Origin of the sequence: Pseudorhizobium banfieldiae (assembly GCF_000967425.1) — a bacterium.
Taxonomy (GTDB): domain Bacteria; phylum Pseudomonadota; class Alphaproteobacteria; order Rhizobiales; family Rhizobiaceae; genus Neorhizobium; species Neorhizobium banfieldiae.
Window position 1 is genome coordinate 3,494,131 of record NZ_FO082820.1, and the last position, 20,465, is coordinate 3,514,595.

General features: G+C 62.1%; 20 protein-coding genes, 1 tRNA gene and 2 riboswitches. Of the genes, 9 read left to right on the forward strand and 12 right to left on the reverse strand.

Annotation, left to right across the window (positions count from 1 at the left end; genetic code table 11):
• Window positions 1–12 precede the first annotated feature (12 nt).
• Together NT26_RS17035 and tesB are read right to left on the reverse strand one after the other, a co-directional pair.
• Complete coding sequence (locus tag NT26_RS17035) at window positions 13–351, reverse strand: P-II family nitrogen regulator (protein WP_052640493.1); 339 nt, start codon at window positions 349–351, stop codon at window positions 13–15.
• Window positions 352–576: 225 nt separating this feature from the next.
• Window positions 577–1,461, reverse strand: a complete 885-nt coding sequence (gene tesB, locus NT26_RS17040; protein WP_052640495.1) for an acyl-CoA thioesterase II — start codon at window positions 1,459–1,461, stop codon at window positions 577–579.
• A gap of 41 nt (window positions 1,462–1,502) precedes the next feature.
• Between tesB and NT26_RS17045 the strand changes: the two genes are divergently transcribed.
• On the forward strand, window positions 1,503–2,762 hold the full coding sequence (locus tag NT26_RS17045) for a ubiquinone biosynthesis hydroxylase (RefSeq protein WP_425287738.1): 1,260 nt from the start codon (window positions 1,503–1,505) through the stop codon (window positions 2,760–2,762).
• A gap of 9 nt (window positions 2,763–2,771) precedes the next feature.
• Here NT26_RS17045 and NT26_RS17050 read toward each other — a convergent pair whose 3' ends face one another.
• The 4 genes from NT26_RS17050 to NT26_RS17065 all read right to left on the reverse strand — a co-directional run bounded on the left by NT26_RS17050 (window position 2,772) and on the right by NT26_RS17065 (window position 5,306).
• Window positions 2,772–2,960, reverse strand: a complete 189-nt coding sequence (locus NT26_RS17050; protein WP_052640499.1) for a Trm112 family protein — start codon at window positions 2,958–2,960, stop codon at window positions 2,772–2,774.
• A 6-nt stretch (window positions 2,961–2,966) separates the two neighbouring features.
• On the reverse strand, window positions 2,967–3,641 hold the full coding sequence (locus tag NT26_RS17055; RefSeq protein WP_052640501.1) for an LON peptidase substrate-binding domain-containing protein: 675 nt from the start codon (window positions 3,639–3,641) through the stop codon (window positions 2,967–2,969).
• A gap of 106 nt (window positions 3,642–3,747) precedes the next feature.
• Window positions 3,748–4,728 carry a thioredoxin gene (trxA, locus tag NT26_RS17060; protein WP_052640503.1) on the reverse strand — a complete coding sequence of 327 codons (981 nt, stop codon included), beginning with the start codon at window positions 4,726–4,728 and terminating at the stop codon, window positions 3,748–3,750.
• A 56-nt stretch (window positions 4,729–4,784) separates the two neighbouring features.
• The gene (locus NT26_RS17065; RefSeq protein WP_052640505.1) at window positions 4,785–5,306 is read right to left on the reverse strand and encodes a prolyl-tRNA synthetase associated domain-containing protein; all 522 of its coding nucleotides are present in this window, start codon (window positions 5,304–5,306) and stop codon (window positions 4,785–4,787) included.
• A 279-nt stretch (window positions 5,307–5,585) separates the two neighbouring features.
• Here NT26_RS17065 and NT26_RS17070 point away from each other — a divergent pair.
• Window positions 5,586–5,660 (forward strand) — tRNA-Gly (locus NT26_RS17070).
• Window positions 5,661–5,812: 152 nt separating this feature from the next.
• Here NT26_RS17070 and NT26_RS17075 read toward each other — a convergent pair.
• From NT26_RS17075 to NT26_RS17090, 4 genes are all read right to left on the reverse strand, one after another.
• On the reverse strand, window positions 5,813–6,826 hold the full coding sequence (locus NT26_RS17075) for an aldose epimerase family protein (protein WP_052640508.1): 1,014 nt from the start codon (window positions 6,824–6,826) through the stop codon (window positions 5,813–5,815).
• Between the two features lie 62 nt (window positions 6,827–6,888).
• Window positions 6,889–8,070 carry a vWA domain-containing protein gene (locus tag NT26_RS17080; protein WP_052640510.1) on the reverse strand — a complete coding sequence of 394 codons (1,182 nt, stop codon included), beginning with the start codon at window positions 8,068–8,070 and terminating at the stop codon, window positions 6,889–6,891.
• A gap of 1 nt (window position 8,071) precedes the next feature.
• Entirely contained in the window at window positions 8,072–8,992 is a 921-nt protein-coding gene (gene metA, locus NT26_RS17085; protein ID WP_052640512.1) for a homoserine O-acetyltransferase MetA, read from the reverse strand.
• Between the two features lie 54 nt (window positions 8,993–9,046).
• A riboswitch (SAM riboswitch) is annotated at window positions 9,047–9,124 on the reverse strand.
• Between the two features lie 53 nt (window positions 9,125–9,177).
• Window positions 9,178–10,017, reverse strand: coding sequence for an AAA family ATPase (locus NT26_RS17090; protein ID WP_052640514.1), 840 nt, complete (start codon window positions 10,015–10,017; stop codon window positions 9,178–9,180).
• A 100-nt stretch (window positions 10,018–10,117) separates the two neighbouring features.
• Here NT26_RS17090 and NT26_RS17095 point away from each other — a divergent pair, with 100 nt between their 5' ends.
• From NT26_RS17095 to NT26_RS17125, 7 genes are all read left to right on the forward strand, one after another.
• Window positions 10,118–10,768, forward strand: a complete 651-nt coding sequence (locus tag NT26_RS17095) for a thiamine diphosphokinase (RefSeq protein WP_052640516.1) — start codon at window positions 10,118–10,120, stop codon at window positions 10,766–10,768.
• Window positions 10,769–10,771: 3 nt separating this feature from the next.
• Window positions 10,772–12,595, forward strand: a complete 1,824-nt coding sequence (locus NT26_RS17100; RefSeq protein ID WP_052640518.1) for an ABC-F family ATP-binding cassette domain-containing protein — start codon at window positions 10,772–10,774, stop codon at window positions 12,593–12,595.
• Between the two features lie 151 nt (window positions 12,596–12,746).
• Complete coding sequence (locus tag NT26_RS17105; protein ID WP_052642308.1) at window positions 12,747–13,196, forward strand: response regulator; 450 nt, start codon at window positions 12,747–12,749, stop codon at window positions 13,194–13,196.
• A 60-nt stretch (window positions 13,197–13,256) separates the two neighbouring features.
• Window positions 13,257–13,356, forward strand: a riboswitch (TPP riboswitch).
• Window positions 13,357–13,391: 35 nt separating this feature from the next.
• Window positions 13,392–14,396 carry a thiamine ABC transporter substrate binding subunit gene (thiB, locus tag NT26_RS17110; protein WP_052640520.1) on the forward strand — a complete coding sequence of 335 codons (1,005 nt, stop codon included), beginning with the start codon at window positions 13,392–13,394 and terminating at the stop codon, window positions 14,394–14,396.
• A 6-nt stretch (window positions 14,397–14,402) separates the two neighbouring features.
• Window positions 14,403–16,034 (forward strand): thiamine/thiamine pyrophosphate ABC transporter permease, encoded by a 1,632-nt coding sequence (gene thiP, locus NT26_RS17115; protein WP_052640522.1) that lies wholly within the window; start codon window positions 14,403–14,405, stop codon window positions 16,032–16,034.
• Window positions 16,021–16,746 (forward strand): thiamine ABC transporter ATP-binding protein, encoded by a 726-nt coding sequence (locus tag NT26_RS17120; protein ID WP_052640524.1) that lies wholly within the window; start codon window positions 16,021–16,023, stop codon window positions 16,744–16,746. The genes thiP and NT26_RS17120 overlap by 14 nt, the downstream gene beginning before the upstream one ends.
• 219 nt (window positions 16,747–16,965) lie before the next feature.
• On the forward strand, window positions 16,966–18,468 hold the full coding sequence (locus tag NT26_RS17125; RefSeq protein WP_483150650.1) for a M48 family metalloprotease: 1,503 nt from the start codon (window positions 16,966–16,968) through the stop codon (window positions 18,466–18,468).
• Between the two features lie 12 nt (window positions 18,469–18,480).
• Here NT26_RS17125 and NT26_RS17130 read toward each other — a convergent pair whose 3' ends face one another.
• Both NT26_RS17130 and NT26_RS17135 read right to left on the reverse strand, forming a co-directional pair.
• Window positions 18,481–19,341, reverse strand: a complete 861-nt coding sequence (locus NT26_RS17130) for an RNA polymerase factor sigma-32 (protein ID WP_052640526.1) — start codon at window positions 19,339–19,341, stop codon at window positions 18,481–18,483.
• Between the two features lie 290 nt (window positions 19,342–19,631).
• Window positions 19,632–20,201, reverse strand: a complete 570-nt coding sequence (locus tag NT26_RS17135; protein WP_052640528.1) for a CarD family transcriptional regulator — start codon at window positions 20,199–20,201, stop codon at window positions 19,632–19,634.
• Between the last annotated feature and the right edge of the window lie 264 nt (window positions 20,202–20,465).

The window sequence follows — 20,465 nt, forward strand, 5'->3', positions numbered from 1 at the left end:
ATCAGCCGTTCGTTAAAGCGCTTCTGTGCTGGTTTCGCCGGTCCGGATGCGCACGGCCTGTTCAATCGAATAGACAAAGATCTTGCCGTCGCCGATCTGGCCGGTCTTGGCAGCCGAAGCGATGGCGTCCACGGCCTTGTCGACAAGATCCGAGGGGACGGCGACTTCGATCTTCAGCTTCGGCAGGAAGCTCACGGCGTATTCGGTACCGCGATAGATCTCTGTGTGTCCCTTCTGGCGGCCGTAACCTTTGACTTCGGTAACGGTCAGGCCCTGGATACCGACGGCTGTGAGAGCTTCGCGCACCTCGTCCAGCTTGAACGGCTTGATAATGGCCATCACGATTTTCATCTGGCTTTCCCATCCTCTGTTAGTCCGGCCGAAGCCGAATTCCCTCATCGCCGGCGGATCAAGCCGAGGCGACTGACAGAGGAGATACAAGGGTCATGCCAGATGAAGGTAATGGGCTATAAGCCTATGATTTCATTACTGTATAAATGAAGCGTCCATTACGAAGGCATCAAGATCGAAGCGATAAGCACAAAAAATAGCCACAAGAGAAAAGGTGCCGGTTATCTATTCATCTGCACGTTTGCGAATCAGGCCTTCCTGCGCGACCGAGGCCACCAGCACGCCTGAGCGGGTATAGAGGCCACCACGCGTCATGCCACGGGCACCCGAGGAACTGGGGCTATCCTGGGTGTAGAGCAGCCAGTCGTCCATCGCGCAGGGCCTGTGGAACCACATGGCATGGTCAAGGCTCGCCACCTGCAGCTTCGGATTGAAGATGGATGTTCCATGCGGATAGAGCGATGTGTCGAGAAGCGTCATGTCGGAGAGGTAGGCGAGGATGGAGGCCTGGTAGTGGCGGTCGGCAGGTACCGCACCGACCGCGCGCACCCAGATGTCCTGTCGAGGCTCGAGCTTGTCCTTCGTGAGGTAATGCACGAGCGAGACGGGACGTATCTCGATCGGCCGGTCCTGGCTCCAGTACTTCCGGACAACCTCAGGCGCCTGGGCGAGGAACAGCTCCTTGAACTCCTTTTCGCCCATCAGCTTCTCGGGCGGCGTGACCGGCGGCATCGGCACCTGGTGATCGAGACCACCCTCCTCCACCTGGAAGGAGGCCGACATGGAGAAGATCGGATGCCCATGCTGGATCGCGACGATCCACCGGGTCGCGAAGCTCGAACCGTCACGGATCCGGTCCACCTGGTAGACGATCGGGACGGACGGGTCGCCGGGCCGGATGAAATACGCATGCAGCGAATGGACGAACCGGTCATCGGCGACCGTTCGTTGCGCGGCCATCAGCGCCTGTGCGATCACCTGCCCGCCGAAGACGCGCTGCCAGCCAACCTGCGGACTGCTGCCGCGGAAGAGGTTCTCCTCCAGCTTTTCGAGATCGAGCGTGGCCAGAAGCTGGTCCATGGCGGCTTGCGATTCAGGCGGACGCGACATTCTGGAGACTCCGATGGTAGGAAGCTGGTGCCGGATGATCTATATGGACCCTATCGTCTTCTCAAGTCTCTCGGGAGAGTGCTCAAATGCTGGATATGCTGGTGGTCGGCGGAGGCTATGTCGGGCTTTCTGCGGCGGTCGCGGTGAAGCAGTCTGCTCCACACCTGAAGATCGAAGTGATCGAGGCCGCGCCCGAACATGTCTGGCAGAATGACCAGAGAGCATCCGCGATCATCGCCGCTGCAAGCCGCATGCTCGAGGTCCTCGGCGTTTGGCAGGACATCCTGCCGCAAGCGCAGCCGATCAACAGGATGGTCGTCACCGATTCCCGCACCGCCGATCCGGTGCGGCCAGTCTTCCTGACCTTCGACGGCGCAGTAGAGGAAGGCCGCCCGTTCGCGCACATGGTGCCAAACGTGGAAATGGTGAGGGCATTGCGGGGCGCTTGCGAGCGGCTCGGCATTGCGATCCGGCACGGATTGTCCGCGACCGGCTTCACAACCACGAGCACGAAGACAACCGTCACCCTCTCCGATGGCAGCACGGTGGACACACGCCTGCTCGTCGCCTGTGACGGCGTAAAGTCGAAGCTGCGCGATATGGCGGGGATCAAGACTGTCAGCTGGGACTACGGCCAGTCGGGAATCGTGACGACGGTGGAACATGAGCGGCCGCATGAGGGCGTTGCCGAAGAACACTTTCTTCCTTCGGGCCCCTTTGCCATCCTACCTCTCACCGGCAATCGGTCGTCGCTGGTCTGGACCGAGCGGCGCGAGGAAGCGGAGCAGCTCGTTCGCGCTGATGAACTGGTGTTCGAGGAAGAACTGCAGCGTCGGTTCGGCCACAAGCTCGGCGCGATTACCGTCGCCGGTAGCAGAAAGGCATTCCCGCTCGGGTTGACCCTGGCACGCGCCTTCGTCGCTCCGCGTGTCGCACTTGCGGGGGATGCAGCGCACGGGATCCACCCGATCTCCGGGCAGGGCCTCAACCTGGGTTTCAAGGATGTTGCGGCGCTCGCGGAGACGGTCGTCGAAGCGGATCGGCTGGGTCTCGACATCGGCGCCCTGAACGTACTCGAGCGCTACCAGTCCTGGCGCCGTTTCGACACCTTCCGTATGGGGGTAACCACGGACGTGCTGAACCGCCTCTTCTCCAACGACATCACGCCGATCCGGATCGCCCGCGACTTCGGACTATCGCTGGTGGAACGGCTGCCCGGCCTGAAATCCTACTTCATCGGAGAGGCTGCCGGCACGTCCGCACCCAATCAGCCAAAGCTGCTGGCGGGACACCCGATCTGATGCCGGCGGCTAATCTTCCAGCCGTCTAGCCTCCGAGACCAGCATGATCGGCACACCATCGCGGATGGGATAGGCGAGCCGCGCCTTTTCGGAGACGAGTTCATTTGCCTCGCGATCGAAACTCAGTCTTGCCTTCGACAGCGGACAGACCAGAAGTTCGAGCAGTTTGGGGTCGACCTTGCTGACAATCTGATCCATGGCACCCTACTGTAGCACGGTGTCGGTGTCGCCGGTTCCGCGGGCAAGCAGGATCTCCGTGATGGCGATCAGCGTCTCTGCCCGTGTCCTGAGGTCGGGAGCCTCAAGCAACGCCTGCTTCTCGGCCGGACCAAAGGGCGACATCATCGAAAGCGAGTTCACCAGAGTCCGGTTGCCCGCCCGCTCCACGCTCTCCCAGTCGGCTTCGAGCTTGTTTGCATCCAAATAGGCACGAAAGACACGAAGCAGTTCGGCGCGATCAACCGCAGCCTCATCGTCCTCGGCGGAGAGGTCCGCCATCAATGGAGCGATCCTGAAGCTGCGGAACGGATGGCCCTCGCCGATCTCCTCCAGGAGACGAAAACGGCAAACCCCGCTGAGCGAAGTGATGTAGCGGCCGTCTCCCGTCTCGGCAAACGAGGTAATCCGCCCGATGCACCCGACGCTGCTGAGCACTGGGCTTGCGACGTCGTTTCCGCCCTGATCCGACAGGGCCGGCTGCACGATGCCGATCAGGCGGTCACCTGCCAATGCCGCATCGAACAGGGCAAGATAGCGCGGCTCGAATATATTGAGCGGCAACTGGCCACCAGGCAGAAGAAGCGCCCCGGTCAAGGGAAATACCCGCACCGTCTCCGGCAGGTCCTCCCGCTTCACATATCTTGCATTACCCACAATCATTAGGCCCAATCCTCCAGAGGACCACCGGGCATGGTGCCCACACCGCCATTGCCGGTAATGTGGGGCGCCGGGCGCGGAGCGCAAGGCCGCCTAACGGCAGCCCGGCTCAGGCAAACAGGATGGACGACATCCGCCGGCGTGCGGCGATCGTGTTCGGATCCTTTGGCCCCCAAGCCTCGAAGAACTCGACGAGCTGGCGGCGTGCGCCGTCGTCGTCGAAGCTGCGGTCCTTGCGCATGATGATCAGCAGGTGCTCCGCTGCCTCCTCGCGCTTGCCTTCGGCATTGCGGACCTTGGCGAGCTTCAGCCGCGTCTCGTGATCGTCCGGATGGAGCGACAACTGGTGTTCGAGCGCAGCCGGGTCGCCGAGCTTGCGCGCTTCCTCGAACTGCTCGAGCTTCTTCGCTACGGCCTGCACGGCAGGGTCGCCAGCAATTTCCGGGGGAAGCGAGTGCAGCATCTGGGAAGCGCGCGCGAGATCGCCCAGTTCGATCATGCAGCGCATCATCCCGGCAGCGGCCTTCGCATTTTCTGGATCCGCCTGCAGGACAGCACCGTAGAGCTGGGCGGCCGACTGGACGTCGCCGGCTGCAAGCAGACCATCCGCCTCGCCAACGGCAGCCTCGATCTCGGCAGCCTGATCGGCACCCGCCGGACCGGCGACCTTGTCGATGAACTGCCGGATCTGGGTCTCCGGCACCGCCCCCATGAACCCGTCGACCGGCCGCCCGTCAACAAAGGCGACAACGGCCGGGATCGACTGGATGCCCATCTGGCCCGGTATGGCGGGGTGGTCATCGATGTTCAGCTTGACGAGCTTCACCCGCCCTTGCGCCTCGTTGACGACGCGCTCCAGGACGGGCGTGAGCTGCTTGCAGGGCCCGCACCACGGCGCCCAGAAATCCACCAGGACAGGCTGGCGACGCGATTCCTCCATCACGTCGGCAGGAAAGGCCGCCGTGCTGGTATCCTTGATGAAGGATCCTGCGCCATTGCCGCCGCTCGCTGCGGCCGCACCGCCGAACTGCGCCTTGGCCGTCATCTGGCCACCATAGGAGCCGCCATAGGGGTTGTCTGTGCCGCTCATGAATGCTGTCTCCCGGTCTCGTCTTCGCCGCGTTATACGCCGCGAAACATCGTATGTCAGTCGGTGACTTTCAAGACAAGCGGCGTGTGGCCGGTCGCCTCCAGGAAGCGAAGCAGGTCGTCGCGACTGACGGACGTGGTGGCATCGTTGGAAAGCGGGTGGCCGTTGATGAGCTCATGCTTCATCAGATCCTCGTCGAGAACAAAGGTGACATTCCCGGCCGTATCGTTGATCGCGCCGAACACCGTGACGGAGCCTGGCATGACGCCGAGATATTCCATCATCTTCTCCGGACGGCCGAAGGAGACTCGGCCCGACGCACCGATCACCTTGTGGACCGCCTTCAGGTCCACCGTCGCGTTCTCTTCCACCGTCAGGACGAAGTAGCGGTCCTTCTTGTCCTTGACGAAGAGGTTCTTCGTGTGCCCGCCAGGGATCTCGTCGCGCAGGCTCACCGATTCCGCCACCGTGAAGACCGGGGCATGCGTCTTCGTCTTGTGGGCGATGCCGAGCTTGTCGAGAAAAGCGTAGAAAGCCTCGGGGGTCGTGGGCGCAGGCAGGATCGCGATGTCGTTCATGTCAGCACTTGTCCATTGTTCAGGTCGGGCGGCCGTGCCGCCGCAGGCACCGGATTATCCTGCCTGCAGGAAGGGGGCAAGCACAGGAGCCTCATGGGTGGCTTGCGCCTCGCCGCTTGCCCATTGGCAAGCTCAGTCTGGGCGCCGGTGGCAGTGAAAATTTCTCGACACCATCGTCTTTTCCCTGTTGCATTCAAAAACGAGTTAGGCCATATACCGCCCGTCGCCGCCACACGGCCGGCCCACGATCCACCCACTACCCCAGGATCGCGGATATGAGCGGGTGTAGCTCAGGGGTAGAGCACAACCTTGCCAAGGTTGGGGTCGAGCGTTCGAATCGCTTCACCCGCTCCAATTCTCTCTCCCATTGACTGTTCCGACCAAGGCTGACAACCTTCAGCAGTAGCGCGTTCGCACGGTCCCCTGCTGTTTTCCCCTCATCGGCCCGCAGGCGACCTGCCGCCGTGGTGGCAGCGGTTCCAGCCTGCCGGAAGCCGAGGGCGGCTTCAGTTCTTCATGAAGACGTAGTCCGTCTCCTGGCGCAGCACTTCGCCCGGCCTCAGGATCGCGCTTGGGAAGCCGGGATGGTTCACCGCATCCGGCCAGCCTTGCGTTTCGAGGCAGAAGCCCGCAAAGGCCGGATACTGACGGCCTTCGAGGCCAGGGGTCGGCACTCTCAGCTTGTAGCCCGAATAAAACTGGATGCCGGGCTCCGTGGTGCGGACTTCCAGCGAGACGCCGGAATTGACGCTGCGGGCAAGCGCCACGGAGCGCTTCGCCACCCGCCCCTCCGAAAGGCAGAAGTTGTGGTCGAAGAGGAGACGCTCGCCGTTCTGCAAACGGTCCGTCGGGCCCATGACCCTCAGGTCGTACGGCGTGCCGTCGACAGCCGTCAGGTTTCCCGTCGGACACTGCCGCTCGTCGACCTCCAGAATGTGGTCGGCTGCAATCATGATGTCGTGGCCGAGCGCCGTCTCCGCGCCGTCGAGATTGAAGTAGCTGTGCTGGCAGATGTTGCAGGGTGTCGGCTGGTCGGCCGAAGATTCGTAGAGCACGCGGAGCACACCATCGGCGGCAAGGTTATAGGTGGCGGTAATGGTGCAGTTGCCCGGATACCCCGCCCGGCCATCGGGATCGGTGATCCGCAACACGACCCGGTCTGCCGCAAGGTCTACGATGTCCCAGACCCGCTTCGCGATGCCGTCGCTGCCGCCGTGGAGGTGGGTGACGCCGTTCTCGTTGAGCTCCAACTGGTGAAGCTTGCCGTCCAGCCTGAAACGCCCACCTGTAATGCGGTTGGCGACGCGACCGGGCGTTGCCCCGAAATAGGGGGAGTAGCGGGGATAGTCGTCGAAGGCTTCGAAGCCGAGCACCAGCGGCGGCTTGTGACCGTCCAGGCGCAGGTCCTGGATCATCGCCCCCCACGTCAGGATGGAAGCCGTGAGACCGCCGCCGGAAATCCGCAGACGATGGACCGTCTCGCCCCGTGACGTTTTGCCGAAGACTTCCTGCTCTGCCATTGCACCCTCCCGGTCAGCGCCGCAGAACCTGATCGATTCAGGCGGATGATGCAACGACAAAGCTAGCGGCTGAGGACCCGCGTAACCTGCTCCAGGCCGCCGAGGGTGAGCGGGTACATCCGCTCCGACAGTATGTGGCGCATCATCGCGATAGACTGCACGTAGCTCCAGTGCGCTTCCTGTACCGGATTGATCCAGGCGAAGCGGTGGAAGTGTGCGGTGATGCGGCGAAGCCAAGTCTCTCCCGGTTCCTTGTTCCAGTGCTCCACGGAACCACCCGGATGGCTGATCTCGTAGGGGCTCATCGATGCGTCCCCAACGAAGATCACCCGGTAGTCGCTGCCAAACCCGTTAATGATCGCTTCCGTGGGCAGTCGCTCCGACCGCCGGCCATTGTTTTTCCAGACGCTCTCGTAGAGACAGTTGTGGAAATAAAAATGCTCCAGGTGGCGAAATTCGCTGCGGACGGCGGAGAAAAGCTCCTCGACCTCCCGCACATGGTCGTCCATAGAGCCTCCGACATCGAAGAACATCAAGAGCTTGACGGCGTTGCGGCGCTCGGGTCGCGTCTGCACGTCGAGATATCCGTGTTCCGCGGTGGAGCGGATTGTCCCCTGCAGGTCGAATTCCTCTGCGGCACCCTCCCGCACCCACCGCCGCAGCCGGCGAAGGGCGATCTTGATGTTACGGGTGCCGAGTTCCACCGTGTCGTCGAGGTCGGAAAACTCGCGCTTGTCCCAGACCTTGACCGCACGACGATGCCGCGAGCCCTCCTGCCCGATGCGGACACCCTCGGGGTTGTAGCCATAGGCGCCGAAGGGCGAAGTGCCGGCAGTTCCGATCCACTTCGATCCACCCTGGTGGCGGCCCTTCTGCTCCTCCAGCCGCTTGCGCAGCGTCTCCATCAGCTTCTCGAAGCCGCCGAGCGTCTCGATGAGCCGCTTCTCTTCCTCCGTCAGGTGCTTTTCCGCGAGCCTGCGCAGCCACTCCTCTGGGAGTTCGCTCGCCTCCAGTCCGGCCTCTCCCGATACCGCCTGCAGCCCACGGAAGTGCGACGCGAAGACCCGATCGAACCGATCGATGTGTCGCTCGTCCTTCACCAGGCAGGTGCGCGCGAGAAAGTAGAAGGCGTCGATATCGAAATCCGCCAGGCCCTGCTTCATCCCCTCGATGAGGCTCAGGTATTCGCGCAGCGTGACGGGCACCTTTTCCACCCTCAGCTGCAGGAAAAACGAAAGCAGCATTCTACTCGGTCCCGATCCGCTCCAGGTCGTAATGGGTGGTCTGGTAGATCTCGTTGATCCAGTTGCCGAACAGGAGATGCGCGTGGCTGCGCCAGCGGTTCTGCGGCGGCAGCGTCACGTCATTATGCGGAAAGTAGTCGTGCGGCATCTTGATCGGCACGCCCGCATTGACGTCGCGGAAGTACTCCTCCGCCAGCGACGTGGAATCATATTCCACGTGATTGAACATGTAGAGTCGGCGGCCTTTCGCTTCCTCGACGAGGCAGACCCCCATCTCGTCCGATTCCATCAGGATCCTGAGGTCCGGGATCTTGTCGATGTCCTCGCGGCGAACCTCCGTCCAGCGCGACACCGGCACCTGGAAGTCGTCCGAGAAGCCGGTCAGGTAGACGGACGAGGGGCAGAGATTGCGGTGGCGGTAGACCCCGAACGCCTTCTCCTTCAACTCGTGCTTCTGCACGCCATGGAAGTGGTAGATCGCCGCCATTGCGCCCCAGCAGACATTCATCGTCGAATGGACATTGGTGGTTGTCCAGTCGAGGATCTGCTGCATCTCGTCCCAGTAGGTCACGCTCTCGAAGGGCAGCGTCTCGACCGGCGCACCGGTGATGATGAAGCCGTCGAACTTCCGATGCTTCACCTCGTCCCAGGTATCGTAGAAGGAGAGCAGGTGCTCCTCCGACGTGTTCTTCGCCTTGTGGCCACCGATCCTTACCAGCGACAGCTCCACCTGAAGCGGAGTCGCGCCGACGAGGCGCGCCATCTGCAGCTCGGTCTTGATCTTGTTCGGCATGAGGTTGAGGAGCCCGATCTGCAGCGGCCGGATGTCCTGCCGTACCGCAACCGTCTCGGTCATCACCCGCACGCCCTCCTGCACGAGGATTTCGAAGGCGGGCAGCGTATCGGGGATCTTGATCGGCATCGCACACTCACAAAACAAAAAGCCGGCGGCGACAAATCGCAACCGGCGCGTCAAAGTGAACTTCGCGCGGCCCTTTAGCGACTTGTTTAACGTGGCTGCAAGCCGGCCGGCCAAATCACCACGAAGTGCAATCTAGATAGGCTCTTCTTCCCCTCAGGTCAATTGCGGCCGCCGATGCCGGGGGGCTACCGTTCCCGCCGGGCCATGAAGGCCAGCCGTTCGAACAGGTGGACGTCCTGCTCGTTCTTCAGCAATGCCCCGTGCAGCCGGGGCAGGATCGTCTTGACGTCGGCACGCAGGTCGGCTGGGTCGATGTCGTCTGAGACCAGCAACCGGATCCAGTCGAGCGCCTCGGAGGTGGACGGCTTCTTGCGCAGGCCCGGCACCTCCCTGATCTGATAGAACTGCGCCAGAGCGTTTCGGACCAGTTCCTGCTTGATGCCCGGATAGTGCACCTCGACGATGCGCGCGAGGGTCTCGGCATCAGGAAACCGGATGTAATGGAAGAAACAGCGGCGAAGGAAGGCATCCGGCAGTTCCTTCTCGTTGTTCGAGGTGATGATGACGATCGGCCTCTGCTGCGCCTTCACCGTCTCGCCTGTCTCGTAGACATGGAAGTCCATCCGGTCGAGTTCCTGCAGGAGGTCGTTCGGAAACTCGATATCCGCCTTGTCGATCTCGTCGATCAGCAGGACGGTCTTCTGCGGCGCGGCAAAGGCCTGCCAGAGCTTCCCCTGCCGGATATAGTTGCGAACGTCATTCACGCGCTCGTCACCGAGTTGGCTGTCGCGCAGACGCGAGACAGCATCGTACTCGTAAAGGCCTTGCTGAGCCTTGGTAGTCGACTTGACGTTCCACTCGATGAGATCGAGACCGAGCGCCGAGGCGATCTGCCGGGCGAGTTCCGTCTTGCCGGCCCCCGGCTCGCCCTTGACCAGGAGCGGTCGCTCGAGGCGGATGGCTGCGTTGACCGCGACCATCAGGTCGGTATCGGCGATATAGTCGGATGTACCATGAAACTGCATGAGGAGACCTGTAGGGAATTTTGGCGGCAACCTAAAAGCTCGGCCGAACCGGTGCAAGCCGCTTTCCCTTGCCTGTCGGTCTGGGCTATGGACATCCCCAATGACCAAGTCCACGTTCACGATCCTCCTCGGAGGCGAGCTCACCGTCACGCAGCGGCTGCGCGAAGCGCTCGAAGGAAGCCGCTTCATCGCGGCCGACGGCGGCATGCGACATGCCGCAACCCTCCGCATCGAGCCTGAGCTCTGGGTCGGTGATTTCGACTCGACACCGCCCGCGCTGATCGAGGCGCAGTCCGGAGTTCCGCGGCAGCCCTACCCCGCAGCGAAGAACGAGACGGATGGAGAGATCGCGACGGCGGAAGCGATTGACCGGGGTGCCGAGCGCTTGGTGCTTGCTGGCGCGCTCGGCGGCGAGCGAAGCGACCATGCCCTGCAGCATGTCTTCCACGCCCTCAGCCTGGCCGAACGTGGCATTGAAGTCCTTCTGACCTCCGGCGCCGAAGAAGCCGTCCCTCTGCTTCCCGGACGCCGCCTTCTGGATCTGCCGGCAGGCTCGCTGTTCTCTGTCATCGGTTTTTCCGAGCTGGAAGGCCTCGACATCCTCAACGCCCGTTATCCGCTCGAGAACTTCGTCTTGCCCTTCGGCTCGTCGCGGACGATTTCCAATGTGGCAGAGGGTCCGGTGGCCTTCTCGCTCAAGCGCGGGAAGGCGATGATCTTCGCCCGCCCATACGATCTGACAGGAGCCTGAACCGTGGCACCTCCCATCCTCAAACTCGACGACATCTTCCTGAGCTTCGGGGGCACGCCTCTCCTGGCCGGTGCGGGACTGCAGGTGGAGCCGGGCGACCGCATCTGCCTCGTCGGCCGCAACGGATCCGGCAAGTCGACCCTGATGAAGATCGCGGCTGGGTTGGTCGAGCCGCAGTCCGGGGAAGTATTCCGCCATCCGGGTGCCACCATACGATACCTGGAGCAGGCGCCGGATTTTGGGGACCACCGGACGGTACAGGCCTATGCCGAAGCGGGCCTCGGTCCAGGGGACGATCCCTATCGCGTCACCTACCTCCTGGAGCATCTCGGCCTGAGCGGCGAAGAGGATCCGAACCGACTGTCGGGAGGCGAGGCCCGGCGGGCGGCGCTCGCCCGCGTCATGGCGCCAGAACCAGACATCCTGATGCTGGACGAGCCGACCAACCATCTCGACCTGCCGACGATCGAATGGCTGGAGGAGGAACTGAGGAAGACGCGGAGCGCTCTCGTCCTCATCTCACACGACCGGCGCTTCCTAGAGAAGGTATCGACGGCGACGGTTTGGCTCGATCGCGGCACGTCGCGACGTCTCGATCGCGGATTTTCGTATTTCGAGGCTTGGAGGGACGAGGTACTGGCGGCGGAGGAACTGGAGCAGCACAAGCTGGGCAAGGCGATCGAGCGCGAGGAGCACTGGCTGCGCTACGGCGTGACGGCCCGGCGCAAGCGCAACATGCGCCGGCTGGGGGAACTGCAGACGATGCGTGCCGCCTATCGCGGTCACAAAGGCCCGCAAGGGTCAGTCCAGGCGGCGGCATCGGAAGGTCGGGAATCCGGAAAGCTGGTGATCGAGGCAGAAGCGATCACCAAGAGTTATGGACACCGGCTTATCGTCGCGCCCTTCTCCATCCGCGTACACCGCGGCGACAGGATAGGCCTTGTGGGACCCAACGGTGCCGGAAAGACGACGCTGTTGAAGATGCTGACGGGGCAGCTCGATCCGGATTCGGGAACGGTGCGGCTCGGGACAAATCTCGAAATCGCCACGCTGGACCAGAAGCGGGAGGACCTCGATCCCGAGGACACGCTTTCCCACTACCTCACCGACGGACGCGGCGAAACGCTTCTCGTCAATGGCGAGCAGCGTCACGTCGCGGGCTACATGAAGGATTTCCTGTTCCAGCCCGAGCAGATCCGCACGCCGATCAAGAACCTTTCCGGCGGCGAGCGGGCACGGCTGATCCTGGCGCGGATCATGGCCAGGCCCTCCAACCTGCTGATCCTCGATGAGCCGACCAACGATCTCGACATCGAGACACTGGATCTGCTGCAGGAGATCGTCGCCGGCTACAACGGCACTGTCATTCTGGTCAGCCACGACCGCGACTTCCTCGACCGGACGGTCACCTCGACCATAGCACCCGCCGATCCGGAAACGCCGGACGGGCGCTGGATCGAATATGCAGGCGGGTACTCCGACATGCTGGCACAACGCCGCGGCGTCCAGGAGGAAAGGCGGCGTTCCGAACGCCAGGCAAGGGAGAGGACGGAGACGTCGGCGCCGGCCGCTGAGGCGCCGAAAAACCGCGGCAAGCTGTCCTTCAAGCAGAAGTTCGCGCTGGAGAACCTGCCGAAGGACATCGCCAAGGCCGAGGCCGAGATTTCCGCCCGGGAGAAGCGAATGGCGGATCCCTACCTTTTCACGAGAGATCCGGCAGGCTTCACCGCCCTGGCTTCTGAACTGGAGGCGCTACGCAAGCAGCTCGCAGAGATGGAAGAGGAATGGCTCGAGCTTGAAATGCTGCGCGAGGAGTTGGAGGGGTGACGTTAACCATCTGTTATCCATGAAACGCACTTGAAACCCGTCAACCTGTCACATTGCGGAACAATGACGGCAGGTGGTCGTTCGGGTGGCAGTATCGATGCGGCACGGCCGGGATCGGTACGAAGCGGCACCGAACCATCAGGAGCATCCGATGCTGACAAGTGTAACGAGTGGTTGGCAGACCCCGGTCTCTGAGGAACATCGCGTCCTGATCGTGGAAGACGAGTTTCTCATCGCCTTGGACGTGGCCGATACGGTCGAAGCCATGGGCTTGAAGGTCGCAGGCCTCGCCAATGGCCGCAACCCCGCCCTGGCACTCGCCCAGTCGGCAGACATTGCCCTTGTCGATGTCAATCTGGCTGACGGCAAGACTGGACCGTCGATCGGCCGCGAACTCGCCGAGAAATATGGCGTTGCGGTCATCTTCATGACTGCCAATCCTGAAGAGATCGAAGCCGGAAGCTATGGGCCGCTCGGGGTGCTGACGAAGCCGGTAATGCCGCATGTGATCGAGCAGACGATCGGCTATATCCTTGCAGGCCGAACGGGAGGTTATGCCGAACTCCCCCGCGAGCTTCGCGTCCTTCAAAGCGCCCACTAACGCCCAGTGAGCAACCATGGGCGGCGCTTGCCAAGCGCCGGATCGATCGCTACATCTCTGACCGATCTAACGGGGTGCCACTTTGTGGCTGAGAGGCTTTCGCCAACCCGCAGAACCTGATCCGGTTCACACCGGCGGAGGGATTAGAACGGCGTCCATCAGCCCCTCGTCCTTTCTGCCAAAGAGGAGGCATCGATGCGGCTCTCGGCACTTTCGCTTTTCATTGCGGCGATGATCGCTTCAACCTCGGCAGTCGCCGAGGAGCGCAGCCTGACCGTCTACACCTATGAAAGCTTCACCGCCGAATGGGGCCCGGGGCCAAGGGTCAAGGAAGAGTTCGAGAAATCCTGCACCTGCCGCGTCAACTTCGTGGCGGTCGCGGATGGCGTCGCACTTCTTTCGCGGTTGAAGCTCGAAGGCGAGAATAACGAGGCTGACATCGTTCTCGGTCTCGACACCAATCTTGCCGATGAAGCCAAGGCCACTGGCCTGTTCGAAAGGCATGGACTGGATACAAGTCCCATCAGCGTGCCGGGCGGGTACGGGGACGACGTCTTCATCCCCTACGATTACGGACACTTCGCCGTCATATACGACACCCAATCGATCGCCGCCCCGCCGGCCAGCCTGAAGGAGCTGGTTGAGGGCGACCCTTCCGAAAAGATCGTCATCCAGGATCCGAGAACCTCCACCCCAGGCCTCGGTCTGCTTTTGTGGATGAAGTCGGTTTACGGCGAGGAGGCCGAGGCGGCATGGGCAAAGCTTCGTCGACGCATCCTGACGGTCACGCCGGGCTGGTCTGAGGCCTATGGATTGTTCACCAAGGGAGAGGTCCCGATGGTTCTCTCCTATACCACCTCCCCTGCCTATCACATGGTGGCCGAGGACATTGATCGGTACCAGGCAGTGCCCTTCTCGGAAGGCCACTATATCCAGATCGAGGTCGCAGGTCTGTTGCGGACATCGGAGGATAAGGACCTGGCGCGCCAGTTTCTCGAATTCATGATGTCGCCGGCCTTCCAGAACATCGTACCGACCACCAACTGGATGATGCCCGCCGGCAAGACGAGCGAGCCCTTGCCGGAAGCGTTCGACCGCCTCGTCCAGCCGGAAAAGACCTTCCTCATGGACTCCGCGCACGTGGCGAGAAACCGGCAGGCCTGGATCGATGAGTGGCTGGCGGCGATGAGCGGACGCTAAAGCTCGATGCTGACGAGGCGGGAGCAGCAAACTGCAATCGGTGGAGGTATCGCCACCTTCGCAAGCGTCGCTGCCTTCATCAGTCTTGCCACCTATTCCCTCCTTGCCGCGGCGCCGGACGCTGGCGGCGAGGCACTCTGTACAGATTACACGGCGCGCGTGCTGCGTTTCACGCTTCTTCAGGCAGGGCTCTCCACTTTGCTGTCTATCGGCCTGGCGATTCCGGTCGCATTGGCGCTGGCTCGGCGGCCGCAACTTCCGGGCAGGCTCTGGATCCTGCGGCTGATGGCGCTGCCGATGGGTCTGCCCGCACTCGTCGCTGCCCTTGGCCTCATTACGATCTGGGGGAGGCAAGGACTGGTCAATTCGCTTCTCCTGCGCGGCGGTCTCGACGAGCCGGTCAGCATCTACGGTCTTGGCGGCATCCTGCTCGCACACGTCTTCTTCAACCTGCCTCTCGCATGCCGCCTGATGGTGGCCTCGCTCGATCGGCTGCCGGGCGAATACTGGATGCTGGCCGCACAGCTGGGCATGCGGCCTGGCGCCATCTTCCGGTTCGTCGAATGGCCTGTCCTTTTGCGGGTCCTGCCAGGCGTCGCGGGCCTGATCGTCATGCTTTGCGCAACCAGCTTCACGCTCGTTCTGGTACTGGGCGGAGGTCCGGCTGCCACAACGCTTGAAGTTGCGATCTACCAGTCACTGCGCTTCAATTTTGATCCTGCCCGTGCAGTTGGACTGTCACTGCTGCAGATCGGGCTGACGGCCATGCTCCTGATCATCCTGTCCCGGCTGCCTGTGACCGACGACCGATCGCCGAGCAGCGGCCACCGCGTTAGGCGATTCGACGGCAAAGGAGCCGCGGCGCGGGTATGGGACACTCTGGTCATCGCCGTCGCCACAGCTTTCATCCTGATGCCGCTGCTCGCCGTTCTCCGGGCGGGAATCCAGGCAGACCTCCCGCGCCTCGTGGCGAGCGACGCGTTCCAGCGGGCGCTGGCAACGAGCACGCTGATTGCACTGGCTTCAGGCCTGCTGGCGGTGATGGCATCGGTCACGCTCATCGATGCGCGCCTGGCGATTGCCGACCGGAAGAACCCTGGCGTCCTGCTGCGGGGTTTCTCTGCCATTCTGGATGCCACTTCCTTTCTTGTTCTCCTAGTCCCCCCGGTCGTGCTTGGGACGGGCTGGTTCCTGCTTCTGAGGCTTTCAGGCTCGGCATCGCTATGGGTTGGTTGGATCGTCGTTGCAATCAACGCGCTGATGGCAATCCCCTTCGTCATCAGGGTGTTAGAGCCGGCAATGAAGGAGAACCGCGACCGCTCCGGACGACTCACGGCGAGTCTAGGGATCGGCGGCTGGACGCGCTTCTGGCGCATCGACCGACCGGTTCTGACGCGGCCGGCGCTCCTCGCATTCTCCTTTGCAATGTCGCTCTCCCTTGGAGATCTGGGCGCCGTTGCGCTCTTCGCCTCCAGCGACTTCGTAACCCTGCCCTGGCTCCTCTACAGCAGCCTTTCCAGCTATCGTACGCAGGATGCCGATGGCTTGGCGCTTCTCCTTGCCGCGGCATGCCTTCTGCTTACGATCATCGGCACTTCGGGCTGGCGAATGAACGGAACACATCATGCCCGTCGATGACGATCCGCCGGAAATCCGCCTGGACCGCGTTGATCTGACGCTGGGAAGCACACGCTTCCACCTGGACTGCGACATTCCACCCGGAACGATCACAGCGGTTGCCGGACCGTCCGGCGCAGGCAAGTCCACCCTTCTGAACCTGGTCGCGGGCTTCGAGGTCCCCGACAGTGGTCGCGTCCTCTTTAACGGCCAGGATCTGACGTTCCGGCATCCATCGGAACGACCCGTGTCGCTGATCTTCCAGAACAACAATCTCTTCGGGCATCTTGACGTCTTCACCAACGTGGCGCTCGGGATCAATCCGTCCCTTCGCAGACTGACCGTAGGGGAGAGACAGGCCGTCGTCTCTGCACTCGATCGTGTCGCTCTCGGAAGAATGGAGCGCCGGCTGCCACCGACGCTTTCCGGAGGCGAGCAGCAACGCGTGGCGTTCGCCCGCGCTCTTGTTCGCGAGAAACCGGTCCTGCTAATGGATGAACCCTTCGCAGCGCTTGATCCGGGGCTGCGGCAGACCATGGCAAATCTTCTATCGGAACTGCACCGAGAAACGAAAAGCACGGTCATCCTGGTAACGCACGACCGGGATGAGCTGCGACGCCTTGCGAGCCATGTGATCTTCATGGAGGGCGGGAATGTGCTCGTGAACGCTCCAGTAGAAGATTTCCTCCGGCGATGCGACATCCCCGCCGTCGTTCAATTCCTCGCCAGCTGAAGCCTGTGCCACAATTTGGTCGTGGCACGGTGGCATCGCAGCAACAGCGTCTTTCTGCTTTGGCCGCCACAGGCGATCTGAACAAGAAGCACTATATTGGCTGAAGGAAAATCGCTAAGCCGGCGACAGGAGCGGCCGGTCTTGTTTACGGTGGGGCATACCCGATGGATGATCGGGAAGCGGGTCTGGATAATGACGAAGCCGAAATTGCTGACGATGATGCGTGAAGGGACGACACCCCGCCGAGCCGGTACTGCGCGTGCGGCAAGGCATCTCGCTCTTCTGCTCGCAGGGGCTACCGCGCTCTCCGGCTGCCAGTCAATTCTCGACCAGGCTTACCAGCCGAATGTCGCCCCCTCCGATAACCCGCAGATCGTCGACGAGGTCCAGAAGAACGACCCGCGGGCGCAGATGGGTGCGCGGGAACATCCACGGATCGTCGCGAGCTATGGCGGAGAATATCACGACGCCAAGACGGAGAAGCTCGTCGCCCGTATTGCCGGAGCGCTGACTGCCGTCTCGGAGAACCCCTCGCAGTCCTATCGCATCACCATCCTGAACTCGCCGGCGATCAATGCGTTCGCCCTCCCGGGCGGCTATCTTTACGTGACGCGCGGACTGCTCGCACTCGCCAATGATGCCTCGGAAGTGGCGGCCGTTCTTTCTCACGAGATGGCTCACGTGACCGCCAATCACGGAATCGAGCGTCAGAAGCGCGAGGAAGCGGAGGTGATTGCCAGCCGAGTCGTGGCCGAGGTCCTGTCCAGCGACCTCGCCGGCAAGCAGGCGCTGGCACGCGGCAAGCTTCGCCTCGCGGCCTTTTCGCGGCAGCAGGAATTGCAGGCCGATGTCATCGGTGTCCGGATGCTGGGGGAAGCGGGCTATGACCCTTATGCTGCACCCCGGTTCCTCGACTCCATGGCGGCCTATGCGCGCTTCTCCTCGGTGGATCCGGACAGCGACCAGAGCCTGGACTTCCTGTCGAGCCACCCGAATGCGCCCCAGCGGGTCGACCTCGCCCGTCGTCACGCTCGCGCACAAGGGATGGAAGGCACCGTCGGCGACCGCGGCCGGGACTACTATCTCGCGGGCATCGACGGGCTTCTCTTCGGTGACAGCCCGGAAGAAGGCTTCGTTCGCGGACAGACATTCCTGCACGGGAGCCTCGGCATACGCTTCGAGGTGCCGAAGGATTTCCAGATCGACAACAAGGTGGATGCCGTCCTTGCAACTGGCCCCGGCGAAACCGCGATCCGTTTCGATGGCGTCGACGCCGGTGACACGACCAGCCTGACCAACTACCTCACCAGCGGCTGGGTCGCCGGTCTCAAGCCGGAAAGCGTGCGTATGGCCAGTGTTAACGGACTTCCGGCAGCCACGGCCCGCGCCTCGGCGGAGCGTTGGGATTTTGACGTCACCGTCATCCGGATCGATGATCAGATCTTTCGCTTCCTCACCGCCGTTCCGAAGGGTAGCCCGGCACTGGAAACGGTTTCCACCGTACTGAAGTCAAGCTTCAGGAAGATGAAGCCACAGGAAATTGCGTCCCTCAAACCATTGCGTGTGAGGGTGGTAACTGCAGGCCCACAGGATACGCTTGCGACCATGGCGGCGCGAATGATGGGGACCAACCGGAAGCTGGACCTTTTCCGAGTGATCAACGCGCTCCCGGCTGGCGCTGCAGTCTCGCCGGGTCAGCGGTTCAAGATCGTCTCGGAATAATCCCTTGGCAGCTTAGCAGGCGGCCATCTGGGGATTCGCGGAGACCAGCGCCGACTTCAGCTTTTCCATGGCGCGGCTTTCGATTTGGCGCACGCGTTCCTTGGAAATGCCGAGTTCAGCACCAAGCGCCTCAAGCGTTGCTCCTTCGTCCGTCAGCCGGCGAGCCCGGATGATCTTCTTCTCGCGGTCATTCAGCTTGGTGAGAGCTCCGTGTAGCCAGCGCATGCGCCGCTCTCCGTCGATCATGCCGGAGACCTGCTCGTCGGGAAGGGGTTCGCCGCTTGCAAGCATGTCCAGCCGCTCGCTGCTGTCTGCATCGCCGGCTATGGAGGGTGCCTGAAGTGAGGCGTCATTGCCCGACAAACGGGCGTCCATGGTCTGAACGTCCGCGACACTTACGCCGAGCGCAACAGCAATTTCCTCATGGATAGCCCGCGATGTAAGGTTGCTGTCGCCCCGTGCGAGCTTCGCACGCAGCCGGCGAAGGTTGAAGAACAGCGCCTTTTGCGCGGAGCTCGTTCCACCGCGGACGATTGACCAGTTGCGAAGGATGTAGTCCTGCATTGAGGCGCGAATCCACCAGCTGGCATAGGTAGAGAACCGGACATCGCGGGCCGGTTCGAAGCGGGCGGCCGCCTCCAGAAGCCCGACATAACCTTCCTGAACGAGGTCGCTCATCGGCAGGCCGAAGCCGCGGAATTTGGATGCCATGGCGATAACGAGCCGCATATGGGCAAGGGCGATCTGATTGCGGGCATCCTGGTCCTGGTCATCCTTCCACCGGACCGCGAGACTGCGCTCCTCGTCTCTGGCCAGATAGGGAGCTGACATTGCAATCTTGATCATATTGCGGTCCGCAGACATGGCTTTCATCGTGTCTTCTCCGTGACGTTGGCTGGCTTCGACAAGAATGACAGTCAGATGGTGCCGCGGCCGCCGCCACGATTTACCCACTCCGCCTTCCTCGTCCCCTCTTCGTTCCCAAGAGGCCTTGCCATCTCGCGGCTGGCCCCTATTTCCTGTTTTGAGGAGCGGTTCTTGAAGCGTCTGCAGACGCCACAGTTGTCGCCGTTCCGGCGGGTTAACGTCCTGCGCGAGAAAAAGTTCCAATAAAAAACCCGGCACAATGGCCGGGTTTCTCAAAGTTACGATGCAGCCGAAGCTTATGCGGCTTCGGCCTGGGACTCTTCTTCTTCAACGACCTTGCCGCGCTTCGGGCCCTTGGCGAGGTTTACCTCGACCAGACGTACGGCTTCCGTGTCAGACATCTTGTTGACCGCTGCAATCTCCCGCGCCATTCGATCGAGGGCAGCTTCATAGAGCTGGCGCTCCGAATAGGATTGTTCCGGCTGGTTTTCCGCGCGGTAAAGATCACGCACGACCTCCGCAATGGAGATCAAGTCTCCAGAGTTGATCTTTGCATCATACTCCTGGGCGCGGCGCGACCACATGGTGCGCTTCACGCGCGCCTTGCCCTGCACCACCTTGAGGGCCCGCTCGACGAAGTCGGTTTCGGAGAGCTTGCGCATGCCGATGCTGACAGCCTTAGCCACCGGCACCTTGAGCCGCATCTTGTCCTTCTCGAAATCGATCACGAAAAGCTCGAGCTTCATGCCCGCCACTTCCTGCTCTTCGATCGCGGTAATCATACCTACGCCATGTGCCGGGTAAACGATCGCTTCACCGGTCTTGAAGCCCTGGCGTGCCGAAGATTTTTTCTGCTGGGTCGTCATACGTTTCACAAACTCCCTGTTACGCACCCGGTGTACGACCGGGGCCGGGTCAGGCAGGCCCGGATGAGACGGGGGAAACCGTCGGGTCACTCGATACTGGTCCGACCAACGTGCGCGAAAAGAACCTCCACCGCGATAAACGACGACAAACACATTATGGGAATGTCACGGAAACCGCGTCGGATGCTCTGTAACTTTCGTGATGTTTTTTGGGCACGCTTGTGCCGCTCGTGGAACAGTAATCCCTGTCTACCACAAAAAAGT